Here is a 20710-nt window from a genome sequence, read left to right as displayed (position 1 = left end):
TGGATTCCGGGTTCGCGCCAAGTGGCGCGCGCCGGAATGACTGGAGGAGAGACCTACGCCAGATGCCGCTGCATCTCCGGCCGCGACCTCAGCTCGGCGCCTTGCTTGGCGACGATCTTCGCGATCCGCCCGGGCGCGAAATTCAGATCGACGAACGCCGGCGCGGTGTTGGCGACCTCGCGATAGCCAGCGATCTTGCCATCCTTCAGCGTCATGATCGCGACGCCCTCGAACATCGCCCGCGCGCCGTTCGCTTCCGGCAGCGTCGAGCGATAGCTGAAGGTGTAGCGTGCATAGAGCGTGGTGCCGTCCGAGACGGGGTCATGCATGTCCCAGCGGAAATCGGTCGCCGTGCGATAGAACCAGTCATCGATCATCGCGGCGATCTTCTCGCGGCCCGCGAAGGCGCCGTAGAAGACGTCGTGATAGACGCCGTCCTCGGTGAACAGCTCGGCGAAGGCGCGGCCGTTGCGCTGCTCGACGGCATCGCAGAACGCGCGCAGCATGGCGATGGTGACGTCTGTCATTGGCACTTCTCCCTCACCGACCTCCGTCATGCCCCGGCTTGCCGCCTTCGCTGAAGCTCCGGCGTGCCGAGCAACCCTGCGGGCCTCGGCGTAGCCTTGGCGGAGCCGGGACCGGGACATCCAGTACGCCGCGGCTTTTCAGTTCATCACAACGGCCGCGGCGTACTGGATCGTCCGCCTTCGCGGACGATGACACCGGCTGTTTGGAAATACTTCACCCGATCTCGGCGACCGCCGCAAGAATGCGGGCGATGTCCTGCGGGCGGGAGAGGCGGTGGTCGCCGTCCTGGATCATGGTCAGCACGACGTCGTCGGCCGGCAGACGGTGCGTCAGCGCGAAGGCATGCTGCCAGGGCACATCAGGGTCTTTCGCGCCTTGCAGGATGCGGACCGGGCAGCCGAGATCGATGGCGCTGCCGAGCACGAGATGGTTGCGGCCCTCCACGATCAGGTTCCGCGTGATCGGATAGGGCGAGCCGTCGCCATACTCCGACGGCCTCATCCAGACCCCCTTGGTCTCGATCTCCTGCTTCACCGCCGGCGAAAAATTCTTCCACATCAGTTCCTCGGTGAAATCGGGTGCCGGCGCGATCAGCACGAGCCCCGCAAGCGAAGCCTTGGCTTGTTGCTTCTCTTCTTGCCGCTTCTTGATCTCGCGCGCGAGCAGCAGCGCCATCCAGCCGCCCATGGAGGAGCCGACCAGAACCTGCGAGCCGTCGCAGAAGCGTTCGAATACCGCAACGCTGTCCTCGAGCCAGCGGCCGATGGTTCCATCGGCGAAATCGCCGCCAGATTCGCCGTGACCGGAATAGTCGAACCGGACCATGGCGCGACCGTGATCCCGGGCCCAGCCGTCCAGCGCCACGGCCTTGCCGCCCTGCATGTCCGACTTGAAGCCGCCCAGCCAGACCAGGCCAGGGCCGGCGACAGCACCCTTCCCGCCCCGGTGGCGTACCGCGATCCTGCGTGCGGACGGACCCTCGCCCACATCGATGAAGTCGAGCACGGCATCGGGAATTGGATCGGTCATGGAACGTTTACTCTGGCTGTGCGGTTTGAGCTGTTCGGGGCGCCTTCCTGCGGCGCAATCTGATGCGGCATTGGCCCTTTGGGACGCTTGCGGAACAGAAGCAAGGTGTCTATGTCGATCAACGTGCCCAGGCGTGGCCAAAATGCCTCGCATTTGAGGGTTTTTCGCTTCCCGCACGAGCGACTTGCTTGCCGGCAACCGCATCTTCCTTCAAGATAGCCGCTTCTTTCACAACTTTGGAGAACCACCCATTCGCCGTCCTAATAAAGCTCCGCCCGCTGCCAGCAAAGACGGGCCGCGCATCAATGATGATATCCGCAATGCGCAGATCCAGCTGATCGATCAGACCGGTGACAATAAGGGCACGGTCGAGACGGTCCTCGCCATCAAGATGGCCCAGGAAGCTGGCATGGATCTGGTCGAGATTTCGCCGAATGTCAGCCCTCCCGTCTGCAAGATCATGGACTACGGGAAGTACAAGTATTCGGCACAGAAGAAAGCCGCGGAAGCCCGCAAGCGGCAGAAGACCGTCGAGATCAAGGAGATCAAGCTCCGCCCGATGATCGACGATCATGATTACGACGTGAAGATGCGCGCGATGCAGCGGTTCTTCGAAGAAGGCGACAAGGTCAAGATCACGCTGCGCTATCGCGGCCGCGAAATGGCGCACCAGGAGATCGGCACCAAGCTTCTGGACAAGATCAAGACCGACGTGGCCGAGCTCGCCAAGGTCGAGCAGGACGCGCGCTTCGAGGGCCGCCAGGTCGTCATGGTGCTGGCGCCGCGCTGATCGCGGCTCGCTAGGACGATAGGAAGTTCAACGGCCCGTCCGGATCTCCGGCGGGCCGTTTTGTTTTGGTCGAGGTGTAGGCCACGAGCGCTGCTGCACCCTCGCCCGCTTGCGGGGCGCGGGCGGGGGAGGGAGCTCACCGCCGTCGTGGCGATGGTTTGCCCCTATTCAGCTCCGCGTCGCCTGCCAGGTGCCGCTGCACCGGTCGCCGGAAATGACGCCCTTCCACGAGCCGGCGCCGCTTACGCCGGCGAGCCGGCCGCCGCCGCTGGCATGGGACGCGCCGACCGAGACATGGACCGCGACCGCGCCGCCGCGCTTGACCCTGCCGGAGACCCGGCCCCCGCCGGCGGACGAGACCCGGCTACCGGTGACGGTGAAGGGCACGCTGTAGCCGGAGCCGCAATTGCCTCTTGTGGTGGCGAAAGTGACGTTCCAGATGCCGTCATAGCGGCCGCCGCGGGCCTCCGCGGTCGAAGGCAACGCGGCTGCGGCGAGCACGGTAAGGAGCGCCAGGCGGCGCGCGCGGGCGAAACCGGTCGAAGCCGAAAGCGATTGGGAAAAGCGAGCCATTTTGGTCCTGCTCCGGGCAACACGGCTGGGGCGGCGGGGGTGGCAACATCGGATAGTCGCCGGCCAAGTTCCAACGGTTCATCGTTGCCAATTGGCTTGTCCTCTGCCATAAGCCCAGCCTTCATCGCCCGGCTGATTAAGGGCTGCCGTGGCGGTGTTTCGTGCGGGTTTCGCGCTTGTTCGTAAAACCTGAGCACAATCAACGCTCTAACGAGCATTTTGACGGCCAGCCGCCTTCGCGGGCGGATCTCTGTGGCCATTAGGAGAGCCAAATGCCCAAGCTGAAGACCAAATCGGGCGCTAAAAAGCGCTTCAAGGTGACTGCCACCGGCAAAGTGATGCACGCCCAGCGCGGCAAGCGTCACGGCATGATCAAGCGGACGAAGAAGCAGATCCGTCAGCTCCGCGGTACCCGCGTGCTGTTCAAGACCGACGGCGACAACGTCAAGAAGTACTTCTTGCCGAACGCCTGATCGCGTCCACGATCATTGCCATTCGTGCCGCGCATCCCGCGGCGATCCGATAACCAAAGTCATCTCTGAAGGATTTCGTCATGTCTCGCGTCAAACGCGGTGTGACCGCCCACGCCAAGCACAAGAAAGTCTACAAGGCCGCCAAGGGTTTCTACGGCCGCCGCAAGAACACCATCCGCGCCGCCAAGCCGGCGGTCGAGAAGGCGATGCAATACGCCTTCCGCGATCGCAAGCGCAAGAAGCGGACGTTCCGCGCGCTCTGGATCCAGCGCATCAACGCAGCCGTCCGTCCGTTCGGCCTGACCTACAGCCGATTTATCGACGGCATGGCCAAGTCCGGGATCACCGTGGACCGCAAGGTGCTGTCGGATCTCGCGATCAGCGAGCCCGCCGCGTTCCAGGCCATTGCCGAGAAGGCCAAGGCCGCGCTGGCAGCGTAAGGCTTGCGCTAGCGGGCCTTCTGGCCCGCAGCCTGCAGCGCGCGTTGCGAGTAACGCTGGGCGACCTCCGCCCGGCAGAATGCCGTAAACGACTGATACATGGTGCCGGACTTGTTCCGGTACTTGACGTCGCACGCGCGCATCTCGCGCTTGTAGGCCTGCGCCTGCGCGGCGCTGAGGCCGGGCTTGAAGTCCGCCTCGCACTTCGTCTCGACGGCGGCGCCGAGCTCGACATCGCCGCTCGCGGTCAGCTGGCAATCCCTGAAGACCTTCATCGCGCTTTGGCAGCTCTTCTCGCTGCTGATGGCGGCCGCGACCTCGTCCAGCGTCATGGATTGCTCCATGCAGACCATGGCGCGCGCCGGGGTACCGGCAATGGACAGAACAGCGGCCAGAACGGCCCAACAGCATTTCGAAGGCATCGCGAAGGTCTCCTCGTATCCTTCCTTGGTGGCCCGCGCTCTCGCGAGGTTCACCCCGGCCGGGCGGGAGCCCGAAAACACCGGCTTTTCGCTTGACGTTACGCCCTTCCGGCGGCGACAACCCAGCCGAATTTGGAGCCAAGGATTTGACTGTGTCCGACCTCGCAACGCTCGAAACATCCATCCTCGACCAGATCGCCACCGCCGGCGATGAAGCCGCGCTCGAAGCGGTGCGCGTCGCAGCCCTCGGCAAGAAGGGCTCGATCTCGGCGCTGCTTGCCACGCTCGGCAAGATGTCGCCCGACGAGCGCAAGACGCAAGGTGCGGCGATCAACCAGGCCAAGGACAAGGTCGCCGAGGCGCTCGCGGCACGACGCGATGTGCTGAAGTCCGCGGCGCTCGATGCGCGGCTGGCATCCGAGACCGTCGACGTCACGCTGCCGCTGCGCGAGGCTCAGGCCGAGGCCGGCCGCATCCATCCGCTGAGCCAGGTCTGGGACGAGCTGACCACGATCTTCGCCGACATGGGCTTCTCGGTGGCCGAAGGTCCCGACATCGAGACCGACGACTACAACTTCACCAAGCTGAACTTCCCGGAAGGTCATCCGGCGCGCGAGATGCACGACACGTTCTTCTTCCATCCGAAGGAGGACGGCTCGCGCATGCTGCTGCGGACCCACACCTCGCCGGTGCAGGTGCGCACCATGCTGAGCCAGAAGCCGCCGATCCGCGTCATCTGCCCGGGCCGTACCTACCGCATCGATTCGGACGCGACCCATACGCCGCAATTCCACCAGGTCGAAGGCCTCGTCATCGACAAGACCTCGCATCTCGGCCACCTCAAATGGATCCTGCACGAGTTCTGCAAGGCGTTCTTCGAGGTCGACCACATCAACATGCGCTTCCGCCCCTCGTTCTTCCCGTTCACGGAGCCGTCGCTGGAAGTCGATATCCAGTGCCGCCGCGACAAGGGCGAGATCCGCTTCGGCGAGGGTGAGGACTGGCTCGAGATTCTCGGCTGCGGCATGGTGCATCCGAACGTGCTGCGCGCCTGCGGCATCGATCCCGACGAGTACCAGGGCTTCGCCTGGGGCATGGGCATCGACCGCATCGCCATGCTGAAATACGGCATCGCCGATCTGCGCCAGCTGTTCGACAGCGACGTCCGCTGGCTGTCCCATTACGGCTTCAAGCCGCTTGAGGTGCCGACGCTGGCGGGGGGGCTGAGTTCGTGATGGCGGCGATCGGCCATACGAAGACTCTCTCCGTTCCCTCCCCCCTTGTGGGGGAGGGGCAGGGAGGGGGGTAGCCGCGGATGCCGCACGCAGTTGTGAGCCAGCGTCAGCGCAGCCGGGCGAAACAGCTTCGCCGCGCGATGACGCGCGCCGAAACACTGCTGTGGCGCTACCTAAAGGCCAACCGCATGGATGGTGTCGGCATCCGTCGCCAAACGCCGATCGGAAACTACATCGCCGACTTCGTGTGCTTCTCTTCAAAGCTCATCATCGAGTTCGATGGAGAATCCCACGATTTCGAGGAACGTCAGAAGAAGGATGAGCGTCGCGACGCATTCTTCGCAGCCGAGGGATTTAAGGTTCTGCGCTTCACTAACGATCAGGTGATGACGAATCTTGAGGGAGTTGTTGAAGCAATCCGCCAGGCAGCTTCCGCCGGAGCCCGCGGCTCACCCCCCTCCCTGGCCCTCCCCCACAAGGGGGGAGGGAACACTAGCACCGACCAAAGTAATTCAACCGACAAGAGCCGAGGCACACAGCCATGAAATTCACCCTCTCCTGGCTGAAGGATCATCTCGAGACCGACGAGCCGCTGGACAAGCTCGCCGACAAGCTCACCATGATCGGGCTCGAGGTCGAGAACATCGAGGACAAGGCGAAGGCGCTCAAGCCGTTCACCATCGCGAGGGTGATCTCGGCCGAGCAGCATCCGAATGCGGATCGCCTGCGCGTCTGCATGGTCGACACCGGCGACGGTGGCGCGCCGGTGCAGGTGGTGTGCGGCGCGCCGAATGCGCGTGCGGGTCTCGTCAGCGTGTTCTCGCCGCCCGGCACCTACATTCCCGGCAAGGATATCACGCTCGGCATCGGCACCATCCGCGGCGTCGAGAGCCGCGGCATGCTGTGCTCGGCGGCCGAGCTGCAGATCTCCAACGACCATGACGGCATCATGGAATTGCCGGCGGATGCGCCGATCGGTGCCGGATACGCGGAATGGGCCGCGCTCGGCGATCCCGTGATCGAGATCAACCTGACCCCGAATCGGCAGGATTGCACCGGCGTGCACGGCATCGCGCGCGACCTCGCCGCCGCCGACATGGGCAAGTTTAGGGATCCCACGATCAAGCCGGTCAAGGGCGAGTTCCCGTGCCCGGTGAAGGTCACGGTCGAGGATTCCACGCTCTGCCCAGGCTTCGCGCTTCGCCTCGTGCGCGGCGTCAAGAACGGCCCGTCGCCGGAATGGCTGCAGAAGCGGCTGACCGCGATCGGCCTGCGTCCGATCAATGCGCTGGTCGACATCACCAACTTCATGACCTACGACCGCGCGCGTCCGCTGCACGTGTTCGACGCCAGGAAGGTGAAGGGCAATCTCGTCGTGCGCCGCGCCCGCGACGGCGAGACGCTGCTCGCGCTCGACGGCCGCACCTACAATCTCGATCCCGCTATTTGCGTGATCGCCGATGAGCACGGCGTCGAATCGCTCGCCGGCATCATGGGCGGCGAGGCCTCGGGCTGCGACGAGACCACCACCGACGTGCTGATCGAATCGGCGCTGTGGAACGAGATCAACATCGCGCAGACCGGCCGCAAGCTCGGCGTCAATTCGGACGCGCGCTACCGCTTCGAGCGCGGCGTCGATCCGGCCTTCATGGTGCCGGGGCTGGAGCTCGCGACCAAGCTGGTGATGGAGATGTGCGGCGGCACGCCGTCCGAGAACGTCGTGGTCGGCAGATCCTTCGGCGACGACCGCGTGATCGAATTCCCCCTCACCGAGGTCAAGCGTCTCTCCGGCATCGACGTGCCGCAAGCAGAGATGAAGCGCATCCTGACCCATCTCGGCTTCATGATGGCGGGCCCGGGACCGGTCGTGAAGGTGGCCGTGCCGTCGTGGCGCTCGGACGTCCACGGCAAGGCCGACATCGTCGAGGAGATCGTCCGCATCTTCGGCGTCGACAAGGTGCCGATGACGCCGTTCGAGCGCGGCGAGGACGCGCGCAAGCCGGTGCTGACGCCGCTACAGCTGCGCACCCGCCGGGTCAAGCGCGCGCTTGCAAGCCGCGGCATCATCGAAGCGGTGACCTGGTCGTTCATCACGAAGTCTGCGGCAGAATTGTTCGGCGGCGGCCAGCGCGAGCTCGAGGTCGCCAACCCGATCGCGTCGGATCTCTCCGACATGCGCCCGACGCTGCTCGCGGGCCTGATCGCTGCGGCACAGGCCAACGCCAATCGCGGCATGAGCGATGTCGCGCTGTTCGAGGTCGGCCAGATCTTCAGGGGCGATCGCCCGCAGGACCAGTTCACGGCGGCAAGCGGCGTTCGCCGCGGTTTTGCTTCGTCCGAAGGTCTGGGGCGGCACTGGTCGGGCGCGGCGCAGGCCGATGTGTTCGACGTCAAGGCGGACGCGCTGGCGGTTCTGGCCGCGGCCGGTGCGCCGATGCAGGCGCTGCAGATCGTCGCCGGTGGACCGTCCTGGCTGCATCCGGGCCGTTCCGGAACGATCCAGATCGGGCCGCAGAACGTGCTTGGATATTTCGGCGAAGTGCATCCCCGCGCGCTCGAGGCGCTCGGCGCCGACGGCCCGCTGCTGGTGTTCGAGGTGATCCTCGACCGTATCCCCGAGGCGAAGAAGAAGCCGACCCGCGCCAAGCCGGTGATCGAGCTGTCGGCGTTCCAGCCTGTGTCGCGCGATTTCGCCTTCATCGTCGATCGCACCGTGAAGACGGGCGATATCGTGCGCGCCGCGCAGGGCGTCGACAAGAAGCTGATCACCGGCGTGAACGTTTTCGACGTCTACGAGGGCAAGGGCATCGATGACGGCAAGAAATCAATCGCGATCGCGGTGACGATCCAGCCGCGCGAGAAGACCCTGACCGACCAGGAGATCGAGGCCGTCGGCGCCAAGATCGTGGCCGAAGTCACGAAGAAGACCGGCGGTACTCTGAGAGCATGATGCCGAGAAGTGTGAAGCGGTTTTCGGACGACATCATGCTCCAGAATCGACAAGCATGAGTCTCGCCGACTTTCTCCCGAAGGATGTCAGCCTCACCATTGCGATGGCGCTCTGCGCCGTCGCTTTCGTTTCAGGCACCGCGCGCGGCTTCTCCGGCTTCGGTTCGGCGCTGATCTTCATGCCGCTGGCGAGCAGCATCGCAGCGCCGCGGCTCGTTGCGGCCCTGCTGCTCGTCATCGATTTCGTCGCGGCCGCGCCGCTGCTCCCCGACGCATGGCGGAAGGCCGACCGCAGGGCCACTGCAGTGATCGTGCTGGGCGCGCTGGTCGGCGTGCCCGTCGGCACCTATTTCCTCAGCGTGCTCGAGCCCGTCACCACGCGCTGGATCATCTCCTGCTTCGTCGCCGCCCTCCTGCTTCTGCTGCTGTCGGGCTGGCGCTATCGCGGCAAGGACCACGCCTGGCTCTCGGTCGGCATCGGCGGTCTCTCGGGCTTCTGCAGCGGCCTCGCGCAGACCGGCGGCCCGCCGATCGTCGGCTATTGGCTCGGCCGCCCGATCGCACCGATCGTCGCACGCGCCAACATCGTTCTGTTCTTTGGCGCGTCGGATTTCTTCTCGATGGTCAGTTATGCGACGACAGGCCTGATCTCGCGCGAATCGCTGGTGCTCTCGTTGGTCGTCGGGCCGGTCTATGCGATCGGCGTCGCGTTCGGCGCCTCGCTGTTCGGACGCGCCAGCGAGAAAGTATTTCGCGGCATCTGCTACGCGCTGATCGCGATGGCGGTGATTGCCGGGCTGCCGGTGCTGGACGGGGTGTTGCGGTAAGCCTCACGGGATGAGACCCAGCTGGCGCGCGGACGTAGGTGCGTTCCCTCCCCCCTTGTGGGGGAGGGCTAGGGAGAGGGGTAGCCCAGGAAAAGGTGCCCGTCGTTGGGCATCAAAAGCCCGTTCGTGATGGAAAGAATCCCCGTGTGGCCCCCCTCCCTGACCCTCCCCCACAAGGGGGGAGGGAACGGAGAGAGCGTGGGATCGGCTGAGTGGAGTTGGACGAATCCCTACTACCGCGGCACGCGCCGCTTCTTCGTCGATTGCGTCGGCACGTCGGCGGGGTCGTCCTTGAGCGCGCCGATCTTGCGCAAGGCCGCGTCCGCGGCGCGCTCGCCGCTGTCCCAGGCGCCGTCGACGGTGCCCCACAGCGTCTCATGGGTGGCCTCGCCCGCGAGGAACACATTGCCGATCGGCTCCGCCAAAACCTTTCGCGAGAGCTGGCCCCCGGGGGACGCCGCCGACATCGCGCCCATCACGTAAGGCGAGGCGTTCCAGCGTGTGGCGCTGGTCTTCTGCACCGCGGCTGCAGCTTCGCTGCCGAACAGTTTCGTGATCCATTCCCTGGCAAAGGCCACCATCGCCTTCTCGCCCTGCTCGGAAAGTTCGCGGCCGAATGCGCCGCCGACATCGATGGAGCAGAGCGAGGAGCCGCCGATATTGGCGAACATCAGCCCCGTGCGCGTCGAGTTGCTCTGCTCGATCAGGATATCGTCGCGCGACAGGCCGAGCGGGTTGCCCGGCAATTGCAGCATGATGCGATCGTAGCTGCCGAGGCCGAGCTTTGCCGCCGCGTCCAGCGTGCGCTTGGGGATGTCGGGCGTGAACTTGATCGCGCCCGATGTCAGCACGTTGGTCGAGACCGTGACGATGACGGCGCGCGCGGCGATCTTGCCGGCTGGCGTCTCCACGCTGACGTCGCGGTTGCTCCAGGCGATTCGGCTCGCCGGCGTCGACAACGCCACCGGCGCCTGCTCGCCGAGCTTGGCGATCAGCGTGCCGAGGCCCTGACGGCAGGCGATCGCCGCGTTGCGGTCCTGCGCGCGCCCCTTGTCGATCGCGGACAGCTCCTTCAGGTCTTTGCCGGCAAAGCCCGCGCCCAGCAAGAACTCGGCCGCGCCAGCCCAGTCGCCGAGATCCTTCGGCAGCACCGACGCGCAGGAGGTATCCAGCTTGCCGCGCGCCGCCTCGTCGATGGCGCGGTTGGCGCGCACCAGCGCCGCCAGGAACTGCTCGGTTTCGCCCGCACGCGCGTTGCGGCGGCCGATCCGCATCTTCTGGCCGGACGGCGCCGGCAGCACGTCGAGCCCGGCACTGCGCGCCAGCCGGATCATCGGATTGGTATCTGGATTGTGCATCCAGCGTGCACCGCGGTCGAACGGCGTATCGAAGGTCGTGCTGTCGGTGAGACAGCGGCCGCCGATCCGGGACGCCGCTTCGACCACGACCACCTTGCGGCCCGTCGCCATGATGCGCCGCGCCGCCGCGATTCCCGCGGCCCCCGCCCCGACCACGACGATGTCGGCCTCGCGCGGCAGGTTGGCCGCGTTGGCGCGCAGGACCGGCACCGCGGCAAGAGCCCCCGACGCGACAAGGAAACCGCGGCGCGTGATTGTCATGTCATGGTTTCCGAGGACTTGCGGCGGACGGGAACAGTCAGCGAACCTTGCCGCATCTGATGTTGCACGGCAACCATCACGGTGAATCAATCGTGTTTGACCTCACGGAGCGATGAACCGAATTGCAACACGTTCGGACCATGATAGAGAAGGGAAAAAGACGGCCGGAAAAGGCCGTGGGGGGAGTTTGAGATGGGGACGGTCCTGGATTCAGTCGGCAAGCTGATTGCCGCGTACCTCTCCAAGGAGGTGCCGGGCTACGAGCCGTTCACGCCGAGCGACCCGGAGCACCTGCGCGGCGTCATTGAGCCCGGCGACGTGCTGCTGGTCGAGGGCAACAATCGCATCTCCGGCATCATCAAATATCTGACCCAGTCGACCTGGTCGCACGCCGCGCTCTATGTCGGCCCGGTCGAAGGCGCCGCGGAGCCCGATGGCGAGCCGCATGTGCTGATCGAGGCCAATATCGGCGAAGGCGTCACCTCCGCGCCGCTGTCCAAATATTTCCCGTATCACACCCGCGTCTGCCGCCCGGTCGGGCTGTCCTATGAGGATCGCACCACGGTCTGCCGCTATGCGATCAACCGCATCGGCTTCGGCTACGACACCAAGAACATCGTCGACTTGATGCGCTATCTGTTCCCGATGCCGATACCGCAGCGCTGGCGCCGGCGCATGATCGCGATCGGCTCGGGCGATCCGACCAAGATCATCTGCTCGGCGCTGATCGCGCAGGCGTTCGATGCCGTGCGCTACCCGATCCTGCCCAAGATCACCAAGGCCGGCAGCCGCGCAGCGCGCCGGGAGATCCTGCACATCCGCGATTCCTCGCTCTACATGCCCCGCGACTTCGACATCTCGCCCTATTTCGAGGTCGTCAAACCCACCATCGTGCACGGGTTCGACTACACCGCGCTGCACTGGGCCGACATGCAGAAGCCGCTCGAGGAGGTAGCGGGCACATTCAGTGTGTTTCCAGAAACGATCAGTGCGCCGCCGCTCGTTCCTGAGGCGATTGACCAGGAGGCGCCGGATGAGATTCCGGCTGAAGAAGTGAACGTGCAGGCTGCGGTGGCCGAGAGCGTCTCCGGACATGTCGCGCTGCTGAAGAAGCTGGCGATGTACGGCCCGAGGCGGCGTAGCCGTGCGCGCGAGAGAGCGGCGTAGCCACCGTCGTCCCTGCGAACGCAGGGACCCATACCGCGTGATCTATCGAGAGCGGCGGTGGCAGTACCGAACGACAAGTCTTCGCCAAACCTCTCCCTGGGGTTATGGGTCCCTGCGTTCGCAGTGACGACACCTGAGTTTGGAGTGCGATCTCGCCTCAACAGCCGTCATTGCGAGCGTAGCGAAGCAATCCAGACTGCTTTCCCCGGTGGCAGTCTGGATTGCTTCGTCGCAAGAGCTCCTCGCAAAGACGGTGAAGACCTACCGCTCCGCTCGTCCGATCACCGCCATCAGCTCCGCGATCTTCGCGCGTTGATCGACCTTGTCGCCGCTCGCGATGGCGTGCTCGACGCAATGGGCGACGTGATCCTTCAGGATTTCCTCCTCGACCCGGCGTAGCGCGGCCCGCACCGCCGAGATCTGCGTCACGATGTCGATGCAGTAGCGGTCCTCCTCTACCATTTTCGAGAGGCCGCGAACCTGACCCTCGATCCGGCCGAGGCGTTTTCCGACAGATGCCTTGATGTCCTTGCGCATGCGGTCTATATACCCCTACCGGGTATGGGTTGCAAGACCCGGGTACAGGCGCCGGAGCAGGGCTATGAACGAACACGGGCATCATCACGACGCGGGCGGACATTCCGGATGCGGGTGCTCAGCCAAAACGGAAGTGACCAAGGCGGCAGCGGCCAAGCCGGCGGCGTCCTCCTGCTGCGGCGGACACGGCGACCACGCCGGCCACGCGCACGACCATGGTGAGGGCGCGACGAAGGTCAAAGACCCTGTCTGCGGCATGAGCGTCGATCCCGCGACCTCGAAGCACCACCTCGCCCATCACGGCGAGACCTTCCATTTCTGCTCGGCCGGCTGCCGCACCAAGTTCGCGGCCGATCCCGCCAAATATCTCGCCAAGGAAAAGGCACCCGAGCCCGAGATGCCCGCGGGCACGATCTACACCTGCCCGATGCATCCGGAGATCCGCCAGGTCGGTCCCGGCAGCTGCCCGATCTGCGGCATGGCGCTGGAGCCCGAGGTCGCGAGCCTGGAGACCGGCCCCAATCCCGAGCTCGCCGACATGACACGGCGGTTCTGGATCGGCGGCGTGCTGTCACTGCCGGCGGTGGTGCTGGAGATGGGCGGCCATCTCGCGGGTCCGCACAATTGGATCGACCCGACGCTGTCGAACTGGATCCAGCTCGCCTTCGCCACACCGGTGGTGCTGTGGGCCGGCTGGCCGTTCTTCGTCCGCGGTTGGCAGTCGCTGCTGACGCGCAACCTCAACATGTTCACGCTGATCGCTATGGGCACGGGCGTTGCCTATGTCTACAGCGTCCTCGGCACCGTCACGCCGCAGATATTCCCCGCTACGTTCCGCGCCCATGAAGGTGCGGTCGCGGTCTATTTCGAAGCCGCCGCCGTCATCACCGTGCTGGTGCTGCTCGGCCAGGTGCTGGAGCTGCGTGCACGTGACGCCACCTCGGGCGCGATCAAGGCACTGCTTCAACTGGCGCCGAAGACCGCGCGACGCGTCGACGCCGATGGCAGCGAGCATGAGGTGGAAATCGATACGCTTCATGCCGGCGACCGCTTGCGCGTTCGTCCCGGCGAGAAGGTGCCGGTCGACGGCATCATCCTCGAGGGACGCTCCTCGCTCGACGAATCCCTGGTGACGGGGGAATCCATGCCGGTCACCAAGGAAACCGGCGCAAAGGTCATTGCCGGCACGCTGAACCAGTCGGGCAGCTTCGTGATGCGCGCCGACAAGGTCGGCCGCGAGACGCTGCTGTCGCAGATCGTGCAGATGGTCGCGGATGCGCAGCGCTCGCGCGCGCCGATCCAGCGCCTGGCCGATCAGGTCGCCGGCTGGTTCGTGCCCGCCGTGATCGTCGTCGCCCTGGCGGCCTTCGCCGCCTGGGCCTGGTTCGGACCGGAGCCGCGGCTCGCCTTCGGCCTCGTCGCCGCCGTCAGCGTGCTGATCATCGCCTGCCCCTGTGCGCTGGGCCTGGCGACCCCGATGTCGATCATGGTCGGCGTCGGCCGCGGTGCGCAAGGCGGGGTGCTGATCAAGAACGCCGAGGCGCTGGAGCGGATGGAGAAGATCGACACGCTGGTGGTCGACAAGACCGGCACGCTGACCGAGGGCAAGCCCAAGGTGGTCGCGATCGTGCCGGCTTCCGGCTTTGCGGAAGACGACATCCTGCGGCTTGCGGCCAGCGTCGAGCGCGCCAGTGAGCATCCTTTGGCTGACGCGATCATGCGTGCCGCCAAGGAGAAGCAGCTTGCGCTCGGCCCGGTCGAGCACTTCGACTCGCCGACCGGCAAGGGCGCCACCGGCAAGGTCGACGGCAAGACCATCGCGCTCGGCAACGCCAGATATTTCGCCTCGATCGGCATCGACACGACGGCACTCGACGCCGAGGCCGAGCGGCTGCGCCAGGACGGAGCCACCGTGATCAACATGGCCGTCGAGGGCCGGCTGGCCGGCCTGTTCGCGATCGCCGATCCGGTCAAGGCCTCGACCCCGGAGGCCCTGAAGGCGTTGGCTGCCGAAGGCATCAAGGTGATCATGCTGACCGGCGACAACCGCACCACGGCGGAAGCGGTGGCTCGCCGGCTCGGTATCGCCGAGGTCGAGGCCGAGGTGCTGCCGGACCAGAAAAGCGCGGTGGTGACCAGGCTGCAAAAGGCCGGCCGCATCGTCGCGATGGCCGGCGACGGCGTCAACGACGCGCCGGCGCTGGCCGCCGCCGAGGTCGGCATTGCCATGGGCACCGGCACGGATGTCGCGATGGAGAGCGCCGGCGTGACCCTGCTCAAGGGCGATCTCGTCGGCATCGTCCGCGCCCGAAAATTGTCGCAGGCGACTATGAGCAACATCCGCCAAAACCTGTTCTTCGCCTTCATCTACAATGCCGCCGGCATTCCGATCGCAGCCGGCATCCTTTACCCGACCTTCGGCCTGCTGCTCTCGCCGATCATCGCCGCGGCGGCGATGGCGCTGTCCTCGGTCAGCGTGGTCGGCAATGCGCTGCGCTTGCGCGCAACGCAGCTGTGACGCAAGCTCGCCAAATCGCCCCGGATGGCGCTACGCCCCATCCGGGCTGCGCAGGAGCGGTTTGAGCGAGACGCGCGAGAGGGGCCGATGCAGCGGATAACGATCACGATCGAGGACGACCTCCTGGCGGAGATCGACGCCGCAGCCGAGGCGCGCGGCTACCAGAACCGCTCCGAGATCATCCGCGACCTCGCCCGTGCCGGCCTGCAGCAGAGCTCCGAGGACACCGCGCAGACCGGCCAATGCGTTGCCGGTCTCGTCTATGTCTACGACCACGCCGCCCGCGATCTGTCGAAACGACTGGTGCAGGAATTCCACGGCCATCACGACCTCGCGCTGGCGACCCTGCACGTCCATCTCGACGACAACAATTGCATGGAGATGACGGCGCTGAAGGGGTCGGCGGATGAGGTCAAGCATTTCGCCGACCACATCATCGCCGAACGCGGGGTCCGCTACGGCCGCGTGGTGATGATCCCGACCGGCGAAGGCAAGCAGGCGAAGGCGCGCAAGCAAGGGCACAAGCATGACTAGGCTGGATCTTACCCTCCCCTGGAGGGGGAGGGTCGGCACGTGATCGAGCGAAGCGAGATCGCGTGACGGGGTGGGGTGATCTCTCCACTCGGGCACTGTTCGTCGCGGAGAGACCGTCACCCCACCCCGCTCGCGCTGCGCGCGATCGACCCTCCCCCTCCAGGGGAGGGTAAGCAAGAAATCGCGCCACCTTCGCAACGGCCCGGCCGCCCTTGCCGAAGCCGCATCGGGTGTCTACCTCTCGCGAAGTGTTGACCTGAGAGGATCTCCCATGCTGGATGCCGCCGTGAAGGCGCTGTCGCAAATGATCTCGCCGCCGATGCGCTCGATCCTGTGGCGATCGATCGGGCTGGCGCTCGTGCTGATCATCGTGCTGGCGATCGGCTTGCAGCGGCTGCTCAGCTGGTTCGCAACCTCCGGGGCGGTCTGGCTGGAGGAATTGCTCGGACCCGGCTGGCATTCGTCCATCGATATTCTCTCCTGGATCGTTTCGATCGCGGCGGGCCTCGGCGTCGTGTTCGGCGGCATCTTCCTGATGCCCGCGATCACCTCCCTGGTGGCGAGCCTGTTCGTCGACGACGTTGCCGACATCGTCGAGCGCGAGCATTACCCCGCCGAGCAGCCGGGCGTCGCGCTGCCCTTCAGCCAGGCCATCCTCGAGGGCATCAAGACCGCGCTGCTGACGATCTTGATCTATCTCGCCGCGCTGCCGCTGGTGCTGTTCGCCGGCGCCGGCTTCCTGATCTTCTTCCTCGCCACGGCCTGGCTGCTGGGCCGCGAATATTTCGAGCTGGCGGCGATGCGCTTCCGCCCGCCGGAGGAAGCCAAGGCGATGCGGCGCGACAATGCCGCGACCATCTTCACCGCGGGCCTGTTCATCGCCGCCTTTGTCTCGATCCCGATCGTCAATCTGGCGACGCCGATCTTCGCCATGGCCTTCATGGTCCACATGCACAAGCGGCTGTCGGGCCCGCGGCCGGAGCTGATCGCGCCGGCGCGGCAGATGCGGTAACGGCGCCCGGCGCGGAGCCGTCGCTCAGACCGTCTTCTCCGGCCACCGGCAGAGATCGTTGATCAGGCAGACCTCGCAGCGCGGCTTGCGTGCGAGGCACGTGTAACGGCCGTGCAGGATCAACCAATGATGCGCGTGCAACATGAACGCGGCCGGGATCACCTTTTCCAGACCAAGCTCGACCTCCAGCGGCGTCTTGCCGGGCGCCAGCCCCGTGCGGTTGCCGACGCGGAAGACGTGCGTGTCGACCGCCATGGTGTGCTCGCCGAAGGCCATGTTGAGCACGACGTTGGCGGTCTTGCGGCCGGCGCCGGGCAGCGACTCGATCCCGGCGCGCGTGCGCGGCACCTCGCCGCCGAACTCGCTGAGCAGCTTTGCCGACAACGCGATCACGTTCCTCGCCTTGGTTCGGTAGAGGCCGATGGTCTTGATGTAGTCGCGCAAGCGCTCCTCGCCGAGGTCGAGCATCTTCTGCGGGGTGTCGGCGACCTCGAACAAGGCGCGCGTGGCCTTGTTGACGCCCGCATCGGTCGCCTGCGCCGACAGCACCACGGCAACCAGCAGCGTGAACGGATTGACGTGCTCGAGCTCCCCTTTCGGTTCCGGATTGGCTTTGTGGAAGCGGCTGAAGGCGTCGTAGACCTCGGCCGGCGTCCAAGGTCTTGAGAAATTGGGCTTGGTGGCCTTGAGCGATTTTTTCGCCGGAGCCGGTGTCTTGAGGGGCTTGGTCTTGACGGGCTTGGGCTTCGCAACGACAGCCTTTGCCTTCTTGTTCGGCACGGGCGCTTTGCGCGGCGCCGGCTTGCGGGTGATTTTCGCCATGATCGGGATATACTGACGGACGATGAGCGCAGGCAACGAAATTGAGCGCGGCGATCCCGAACAGCGCGAAGTGCAGATCTTCTCCGCGCTGCTGACGCCGCACCGCTCGCTGAACCGCACCGGCTTCCTCGCCGTGATGCTGTTCCTGAGCGTGGTCAGCTTTGCCACGGGTCTCGCCTTCCTGATCAAGGGCGCCTGGCCGGTGCTCGGCTTCTTCGGCCTCGACGTGCTCGTGGTGTGGTGGGCCTTCAAGGCCAATTTCCGCACCGCCCGAGCCCGCGAGGAGATTACGGTCACCGCCTCCGAACTGCGCGTGAGACGCATCAGCCATCGCGGCCAGGTCGCCGAATGGACGTTCAATCCGCTCTGGGTCCGGCTCGACATGGAGGTCGACGAGGACTTTGGCATCGAGCACCTCTATCTGATCTCGCGCGGCCGCCAGATCCAGATCGCGAGGTTCCTGGGGCCGGAGGAAAAAGCAAGCTTTTACAAAGGCTTGGTTGAGGCGCTCAATGCCGCCAAGCGGGGGCCGACCTACAATCCGATCAGCTGATGTCGCATCGGAAATCGGGTGGTTTACCAGCCGCCCCTCTCCTACATTTCCAGTCATGATGACACTCGCCATACACGACCAGCGCCTGACCAAGCCGGGCCCCCAGAACGCCGCGCTGCGCGACTATGATTCGGTGCGCCGGGCGATCGCCTTCATCTCGGAAAACTGGCGCGCCCAGCCGACCATCGAGGCGATGGCCGATGCGGCCGGCGTCACCCCGGATGAGCTGCATCATCTGTTCCGCCGCTGGGCCTCGATCACGCCGAAGGCCTTCATGCAGGCGCTGACGCTCGACCACGCCAAGGGCCTGCTGCGGGACTCCGCGAGCATTCTCGACGCCGCGCTCGATTCCGGCCTGTCGGGCCCGGGGAGGCTGCACGATCTCTTCGTCACGCACGAAGCGATGTCGCCGGGCGAATGGAAGAACGGCGGCGCCGGCCTCACCTTGCGCTACGGCTTTCATCCCTCCCCGTTCGGCACCGCGATCGTGATTGCGACCGATCGCGGCTTGTCAGGGCTTGCCTTCGCCGACCACGGCGAGGAAAAGGTCGCGCTCGCCGACATGACGCGGCGCTGGCCGAACGCCACCTATGTCGAAGACCACGAGGGCACGGCGCCGCTGGCTGCGCGCATCTTCGACACCAGGCTGTGGCGGCCGGACCAGCCGCTGCGCGTGGTGATGATCGGCACCGATTTCGAGGTGCGGGTGTGGGAGACGCTGCTGAAAATCCCGATGGGCCGCGCGGTGTCCTATTCCGACATCGCCTGCAACATCAACAGCCCGAAGGCCTCGCGCGCCGTCGGCGCGGCGGTCGGCAAGAACCCGGTCTCGTTCGTCGTGCCCTGCCACCGCGCGCTCGGCAAGAGCGGCACCCTCACCGGCTATCATTGGGGCATCACCCGCAAGCAGGCGATGCTCGGCTGGGAAGCCGGACAGCTGGGGATGCAGTAGCCGAGATGCCGTAGGGTGGGCAAAGGCGCATAGCGCCGTGCCCACGATCTTTCTCGAACCACTGACGCAACGTGGGCACGCTTCCGCCGTCGCTCTTCGAGCTATGGCGGACAAGTCGCTTTGCCCGCCCTACGGCACCGCGTTTGCCGCGAGTCTAACCCGCCAGATCCAGCTTCGAGGCTACGGTCGAATCCGCATTGAGGCGGTAGATGATCGGCACGCCGGTGGCGAGTTCGCGCTTCAGGATGCCTTCGGGCGAGAGCTTTTCCAGCACCATGATCAGCGCGCGCAGCGAATTGCCGTGGGCGGCGACCAGCGTGCGCTTGCCGTTGAGCACGCCGGGCAGAATCTCCTGCACGTAGTACGGCAGCGCGCGCGCCAGCGTGTCCTTCAGGCTTTCGCCGCCGGGCGGCGGCACGTCGTAGGAGCGGCGCCAGATCAGCACCTGCTCCTCGCCCCATTTCTTGCGGGCGTCGTCCTTGTTGAGGCCGGAGAGATCGCCATAATCGCGCTCGTTCAGCGCGAGGTTCTTCGAGGTCGGCAAGCCTTCTTGGCCGAGCTCACCGAGGATGATGTCGAGCGTGTGTTGCGCGCGCGTGAGCACCGAGGTGAAGGCCACGTCGAACACGAGGCCCTGTGCCTTCAGCTTGCGGCCGGCTTCCGTGGCTTCCTTAACGCCGAGCTCGGTGAGATCGGGATCCTTCCAGCCGGTGAACAGGTTCTTCAGATTCCATTCGCTCTGGCCGTGGCGCACGAGCACGAGAAGACGTTCGCTCATTGACTGCTTTTCCGTGTTGTTCAGATGTCGGACAGGCCGAGCACGTCGGCCATGGAGTAGTGCCCCGGCGCCTTGCCATGCGCCCATAGCGCCGCCTTGAGCGCGCCGTGGGCGAACAGCATGCGGTCCTCGGCCTGATGCGACAGCGTCAGGCGCTCGAACGGGCCGAGGAAAGTCACGCTGTGGTCGCCGGCGACGGTGCCGCCGCGCAACGAGGCAAAGCCGATATTGCCCGGCCTGCGCGCGCCGGTGATGCCGTCGCGGCCACGCTCGGAATGGTCGTCGAGGGTGACGCCGCGTCCGGCCGCCGCGGCCTGGCCCAGCATCAGCGCGGTGCCCGAGGGTGCATCGACCTTCATGCGGTGATGGGTCTCGACGATCTCGATGTCAAAATTCTGGTCGAGCGCCTTGGCGACGCGCTTGACCACGGCGGCAAGCAGGTTGACGCCGAGGCTCATATTGCCCGACTGCACCACGATGGCGCGGTTGGTGACGCTCTTGATCACGGCGTTGTCGGACATCGAGAGCCCGGTGGTGCCGACCACATGGACGATTCCCCGCTCGGCCGCGATCGCGACATTGGCGATGGTCGCGGCCGGGACGGTGAAGTCGAGGATCCCGTCGGCCTCCTTCGACATCGCCCAGAGATCGGCCGAGAGCTTGATCTCGTTGGCCGGCAGGCCGGCGAGCACGCCGGCATCCTTGCCGAGCAGCTCCGAGCCGGGGGCCTCCAGCGCGCCCGCCAGCACCGCGCCTTTGCTCTCGGCAATCGCCCGCACCAGCGCGCGGCCCATCCGGCCGCCGGCCCCAGCAACAATCAAGCGCATGTCGGACATGGTGTGATCCTCTTCGCCGCCGTTGTAGCGGGGGGAGGCAGTTCCGGCAACCGAGGGGGATCGGGGGGACGAATGCGCTCTTACCCTCCCCTGGAGGGGGAGGGTCGATCGCGCGC

The 20710-nt window shown here is 65.8% G+C and carries 22 protein-coding genes; 13 read left to right on the top strand and 9 right to left on the bottom strand.

Annotated elements, in window-relative coordinates; genetic code table 11:
* Positions 1–53 precede the first annotated feature (53 nt).
* Entirely contained in the window at positions 54–527 is a 474-nt protein-coding gene (locus AC066S_RS12750; protein ID WP_478269839.1) for a nuclear transport factor 2 family protein, read from the bottom strand.
* Between the two features lie 214 nt (positions 528–741).
* Positions 742–1557: an alpha/beta hydrolase gene (locus AC066S_RS12745; protein ID WP_478269838.1), complete on the bottom strand. Its 816-nt coding sequence runs from the start codon at positions 1555–1557 to the stop codon at positions 742–744.
* Positions 1558–1807: 250 nt separating this feature from the next.
* Between AC066S_RS12745 and infC the strand changes: the two genes are divergently transcribed.
* Positions 1808–2347, top strand: coding sequence for a translation initiation factor IF-3 (gene infC, locus AC066S_RS12740; protein WP_085969949.1), 540 nt, complete (start codon positions 1808–1810; stop codon positions 2345–2347).
* A gap of 168 nt (positions 2348–2515) precedes the next feature.
* Here the strand turns inward: infC and AC066S_RS12735 are convergent, their stop codons facing one another.
* Positions 2516–2920, bottom strand: coding sequence for a hypothetical protein (locus AC066S_RS12735; protein ID WP_126256931.1), 405 nt, complete (start codon positions 2918–2920; stop codon positions 2516–2518).
* 272 nt (positions 2921–3192) lie between these two features.
* On the opposite strand from AC066S_RS12735, the gene rpmI reads away from it, so the two are divergent.
* Positions 3193–3393, top strand: a complete 201-nt coding sequence (rpmI, locus tag AC066S_RS12730; protein WP_008539890.1) for a 50S ribosomal protein L35 — start codon at positions 3193–3195, stop codon at positions 3391–3393.
* Positions 3394–3473: 80 nt separating this feature from the next.
* Positions 3474–3833: a 50S ribosomal protein L20 gene (gene rplT, locus AC066S_RS12725; RefSeq protein WP_028179126.1), complete on the top strand. Its 360-nt coding sequence runs from the start codon at positions 3474–3476 to the stop codon at positions 3831–3833.
* Positions 3834–3841: 8 nt separating this feature from the next.
* Here the strand turns inward: rplT and AC066S_RS12720 are convergent, their stop codons facing one another.
* Positions 3842–4255 (bottom strand): hypothetical protein, encoded by a 414-nt coding sequence (locus AC066S_RS12720; RefSeq protein ID WP_126256930.1) that lies wholly within the window; start codon positions 4253–4255, stop codon positions 3842–3844.
* A gap of 152 nt (positions 4256–4407) precedes the next feature.
* On the opposite strand from AC066S_RS12720, the gene pheS reads away from it, so the two are divergent.
* The 4 genes from pheS to AC066S_RS12700 all read left to right on the top strand — a co-directional run bounded on the left by pheS (position 4408) and on the right by AC066S_RS12700 (position 9266).
* Positions 4408–5490: a phenylalanine--tRNA ligase subunit alpha gene (pheS, locus tag AC066S_RS12715; protein WP_135170099.1), complete on the top strand. Its 1083-nt coding sequence runs from the start codon at positions 4408–4410 to the stop codon at positions 5488–5490.
* 80 nt (positions 5491–5570) lie between these two features.
* Positions 5571–6035: an endonuclease domain-containing protein gene (locus AC066S_RS12710; RefSeq protein WP_478269837.1), complete on the top strand. Its 465-nt coding sequence runs from the start codon at positions 5571–5573 to the stop codon at positions 6033–6035.
* On the top strand, positions 6032–8440 hold the full coding sequence (gene pheT / locus AC066S_RS12705; RefSeq protein ID WP_478269836.1) for a phenylalanine--tRNA ligase subunit beta: 2409 nt from the start codon (positions 6032–6034) through the stop codon (positions 8438–8440). Before AC066S_RS12710 ends, pheT begins: the two co-directional genes overlap by 4 nt.
* A gap of 55 nt (positions 8441–8495) precedes the next feature.
* Positions 8496–9266, top strand: coding sequence for a sulfite exporter TauE/SafE family protein (locus tag AC066S_RS12700; protein ID WP_478269835.1), 771 nt, complete (start codon positions 8496–8498; stop codon positions 9264–9266).
* 233 nt (positions 9267–9499) lie between these two features.
* Here AC066S_RS12700 and AC066S_RS12695 read toward each other — a convergent pair whose 3' ends face one another.
* Positions 9500–10885, bottom strand: a complete 1386-nt coding sequence (locus AC066S_RS12695; protein WP_478269834.1) for a flavin monoamine oxidase family protein — start codon at positions 10883–10885, stop codon at positions 9500–9502.
* A gap of 192 nt (positions 10886–11077) precedes the next feature.
* Between AC066S_RS12695 and AC066S_RS12690 the strand changes: the two genes are divergently transcribed.
* The gene (locus AC066S_RS12690; RefSeq protein ID WP_478269833.1) at positions 11078–12052 is read left to right on the top strand and encodes a YiiX/YebB-like N1pC/P60 family cysteine hydrolase; all 975 of its coding nucleotides are present in this window, start codon (positions 11078–11080) and stop codon (positions 12050–12052) included.
* Between the two features lie 261 nt (positions 12053–12313).
* Here the strand turns inward: AC066S_RS12690 and AC066S_RS12685 are convergent, their stop codons facing one another.
* The gene (locus AC066S_RS12685; RefSeq protein WP_126256923.1) at positions 12314–12589 is read right to left on the bottom strand and encodes a metal-sensitive transcriptional regulator; all 276 of its coding nucleotides are present in this window, start codon (positions 12587–12589) and stop codon (positions 12314–12316) included.
* 64 nt (positions 12590–12653) lie between these two features.
* On the opposite strand from AC066S_RS12685, the gene AC066S_RS12680 reads away from it, so the two are divergent.
* The 3 genes from AC066S_RS12680 to AC066S_RS12670 all read left to right on the top strand — a co-directional run bounded on the left by AC066S_RS12680 (position 12654) and on the right by AC066S_RS12670 (position 16653).
* Positions 12654–15107 (top strand): heavy metal translocating P-type ATPase, encoded by a 2454-nt coding sequence (locus AC066S_RS12680; RefSeq protein ID WP_135170104.1) that lies wholly within the window; start codon positions 12654–12656, stop codon positions 15105–15107.
* Positions 15108–15194: 87 nt separating this feature from the next.
* A complete protein-coding gene (nikR, locus tag AC066S_RS12675; RefSeq protein ID WP_135170105.1) occupies positions 15195–15641 on the top strand; it encodes a nickel-responsive transcriptional regulator NikR in 447 nt (148 codons plus the stop codon).
* 271 nt (positions 15642–15912) lie between these two features.
* Entirely contained in the window at positions 15913–16653 is a 741-nt protein-coding gene (locus AC066S_RS12670; protein ID WP_126256920.1) for a sulfate transporter family protein, read from the top strand.
* A 24-nt stretch (positions 16654–16677) separates the two neighbouring features.
* Here AC066S_RS12670 and nth read toward each other — a convergent pair whose 3' ends face one another.
* Entirely contained in the window at positions 16678–17475 is a 798-nt protein-coding gene (gene nth, locus AC066S_RS12665; protein ID WP_135170106.1) for an endonuclease III, read from the bottom strand.
* 22 nt (positions 17476–17497) lie between these two features.
* On the opposite strand from nth, the gene AC066S_RS12660 reads away from it, so the two are divergent.
* Together AC066S_RS12660 and AC066S_RS12655 are read left to right on the top strand one after the other, a co-directional pair.
* The gene (locus AC066S_RS12660; protein ID WP_126256918.1) at positions 17498–18028 is read left to right on the top strand and encodes a DUF2244 domain-containing protein; all 531 of its coding nucleotides are present in this window, start codon (positions 17498–17500) and stop codon (positions 18026–18028) included.
* A gap of 55 nt (positions 18029–18083) precedes the next feature.
* A complete protein-coding gene (locus tag AC066S_RS12655) occupies positions 18084–18980 on the top strand; it encodes a methylated-DNA--[protein]-cysteine S-methyltransferase (RefSeq protein WP_128921140.1) in 897 nt (298 codons plus the stop codon).
* A gap of 154 nt (positions 18981–19134) precedes the next feature.
* On the opposite strand, the gene AC066S_RS12650 is transcribed toward AC066S_RS12655, so the two are convergent.
* Together AC066S_RS12650 and dapB are read right to left on the bottom strand one after the other, a co-directional pair.
* Positions 19135–19758, bottom strand: coding sequence for a 2,3-bisphosphoglycerate-dependent phosphoglycerate mutase (locus tag AC066S_RS12650; protein ID WP_126256916.1), 624 nt, complete (start codon positions 19756–19758; stop codon positions 19135–19137).
* Between the two features lie 20 nt (positions 19759–19778).
* Positions 19779–20594: a 4-hydroxy-tetrahydrodipicolinate reductase gene (dapB, locus tag AC066S_RS12645; RefSeq protein ID WP_126256915.1), complete on the bottom strand. Its 816-nt coding sequence runs from the start codon at positions 20592–20594 to the stop codon at positions 19779–19781.
* Positions 20595–20710: the final 116 nt, after the last annotated feature.

It is taken from the genome of Bradyrhizobium sp. CFUWI (genome assembly GCF_056429085.1).
Note: the sequence above shows the minus strand (reverse complement) of the source record. Positions and strands in the feature narration are given on the sequence as shown.

What these genes read in the sequence shown, in the direction of transcription:
- AC066S_RS12660 (WP_126256918.1), top strand. Translation starts at nt 17,498, where the DNA reads ATGAGCGCAGGCAACGAAATTGAGCGCGGCGATCCCGAACAGCGCGAA.
- pheT (WP_478269836.1), top strand. Translation starts at nt 6,032, where the DNA reads ATGAAATTCACCCTCTCCTGGCTGAAGGATCATCTCGAGACCGACGAG.
- AC066S_RS12685 (WP_126256923.1), bottom strand. Translation starts at nt 12,589, where the DNA reads ATGCGCAAGGACATCAAGGCATCTGTCGGAAAACGCCTCGGCCGGATC.
- AC066S_RS12670 (WP_126256920.1), top strand. Translation starts at nt 15,913, where the DNA reads ATGCTGGATGCCGCCGTGAAGGCGCTGTCGCAAATGATCTCGCCGCCG.
- AC066S_RS12695 (WP_478269834.1), bottom strand. Translation starts at nt 10,885, where the DNA reads ATGACAATCACGCGCCGCGGTTTCCTTGTCGCGTCGGGGGCTCTTGCC.
- AC066S_RS12750 (WP_478269839.1), bottom strand. Translation starts at nt 527, where the DNA reads ATGACAGACGTCACCATCGCCATGCTGCGCGCGTTCTGCGATGCCGTC.
- nth (WP_135170106.1), bottom strand. Translation starts at nt 17,475, where the DNA reads ATGGCGAAAATCACCCGCAAGCCGGCGCCGCGCAAAGCGCCCGTGCCG.
- AC066S_RS12745 (WP_478269838.1), bottom strand. Translation starts at nt 1,557, where the DNA reads ATGACCGATCCAATTCCCGATGCCGTGCTCGACTTCATCGATGTGGGC.
- AC066S_RS12650 (WP_126256916.1), bottom strand. Translation starts at nt 19,758, where the DNA reads ATGAGCGAACGTCTTCTCGTGCTCGTGCGCCACGGCCAGAGCGAATGG.
- AC066S_RS12655 (WP_128921140.1), top strand. Translation starts at nt 18,084, where the DNA reads ATGATGACACTCGCCATACACGACCAGCGCCTGACCAAGCCGGGCCCC.
- AC066S_RS12720 (WP_126256930.1), bottom strand. Translation starts at nt 4,255, where the DNA reads ATGCCTTCGAAATGCTGTTGGGCCGTTCTGGCCGCTGTTCTGTCCATT.
- AC066S_RS12710 (WP_478269837.1), top strand. Translation starts at nt 5,571, where the DNA reads ATGCCGCACGCAGTTGTGAGCCAGCGTCAGCGCAGCCGGGCGAAACAG.
- AC066S_RS12680 (WP_135170104.1), top strand. Translation starts at nt 12,654, where the DNA reads ATGAACGAACACGGGCATCATCACGACGCGGGCGGACATTCCGGATGC.
- nikR (WP_135170105.1), top strand. Translation starts at nt 15,195, where the DNA reads ATGCAGCGGATAACGATCACGATCGAGGACGACCTCCTGGCGGAGATC.
- AC066S_RS12735 (WP_126256931.1), bottom strand. Translation starts at nt 2,920, where the DNA reads ATGGCTCGCTTTTCCCAATCGCTTTCGGCTTCGACCGGTTTCGCCCGC.
- AC066S_RS12690 (WP_478269833.1), top strand. Translation starts at nt 11,078, where the DNA reads ATGGGGACGGTCCTGGATTCAGTCGGCAAGCTGATTGCCGCGTACCTC.
- AC066S_RS12700 (WP_478269835.1), top strand. Translation starts at nt 8,496, where the DNA reads ATGAGTCTCGCCGACTTTCTCCCGAAGGATGTCAGCCTCACCATTGCG.
- rplT (WP_028179126.1), top strand. Translation starts at nt 3,474, where the DNA reads ATGTCTCGCGTCAAACGCGGTGTGACCGCCCACGCCAAGCACAAGAAA.
- rpmI (WP_008539890.1), top strand. Translation starts at nt 3,193, where the DNA reads ATGCCCAAGCTGAAGACCAAATCGGGCGCTAAAAAGCGCTTCAAGGTG.
- dapB (WP_126256915.1), bottom strand. Translation starts at nt 20,594, where the DNA reads ATGTCCGACATGCGCTTGATTGTTGCTGGGGCCGGCGGCCGGATGGGC.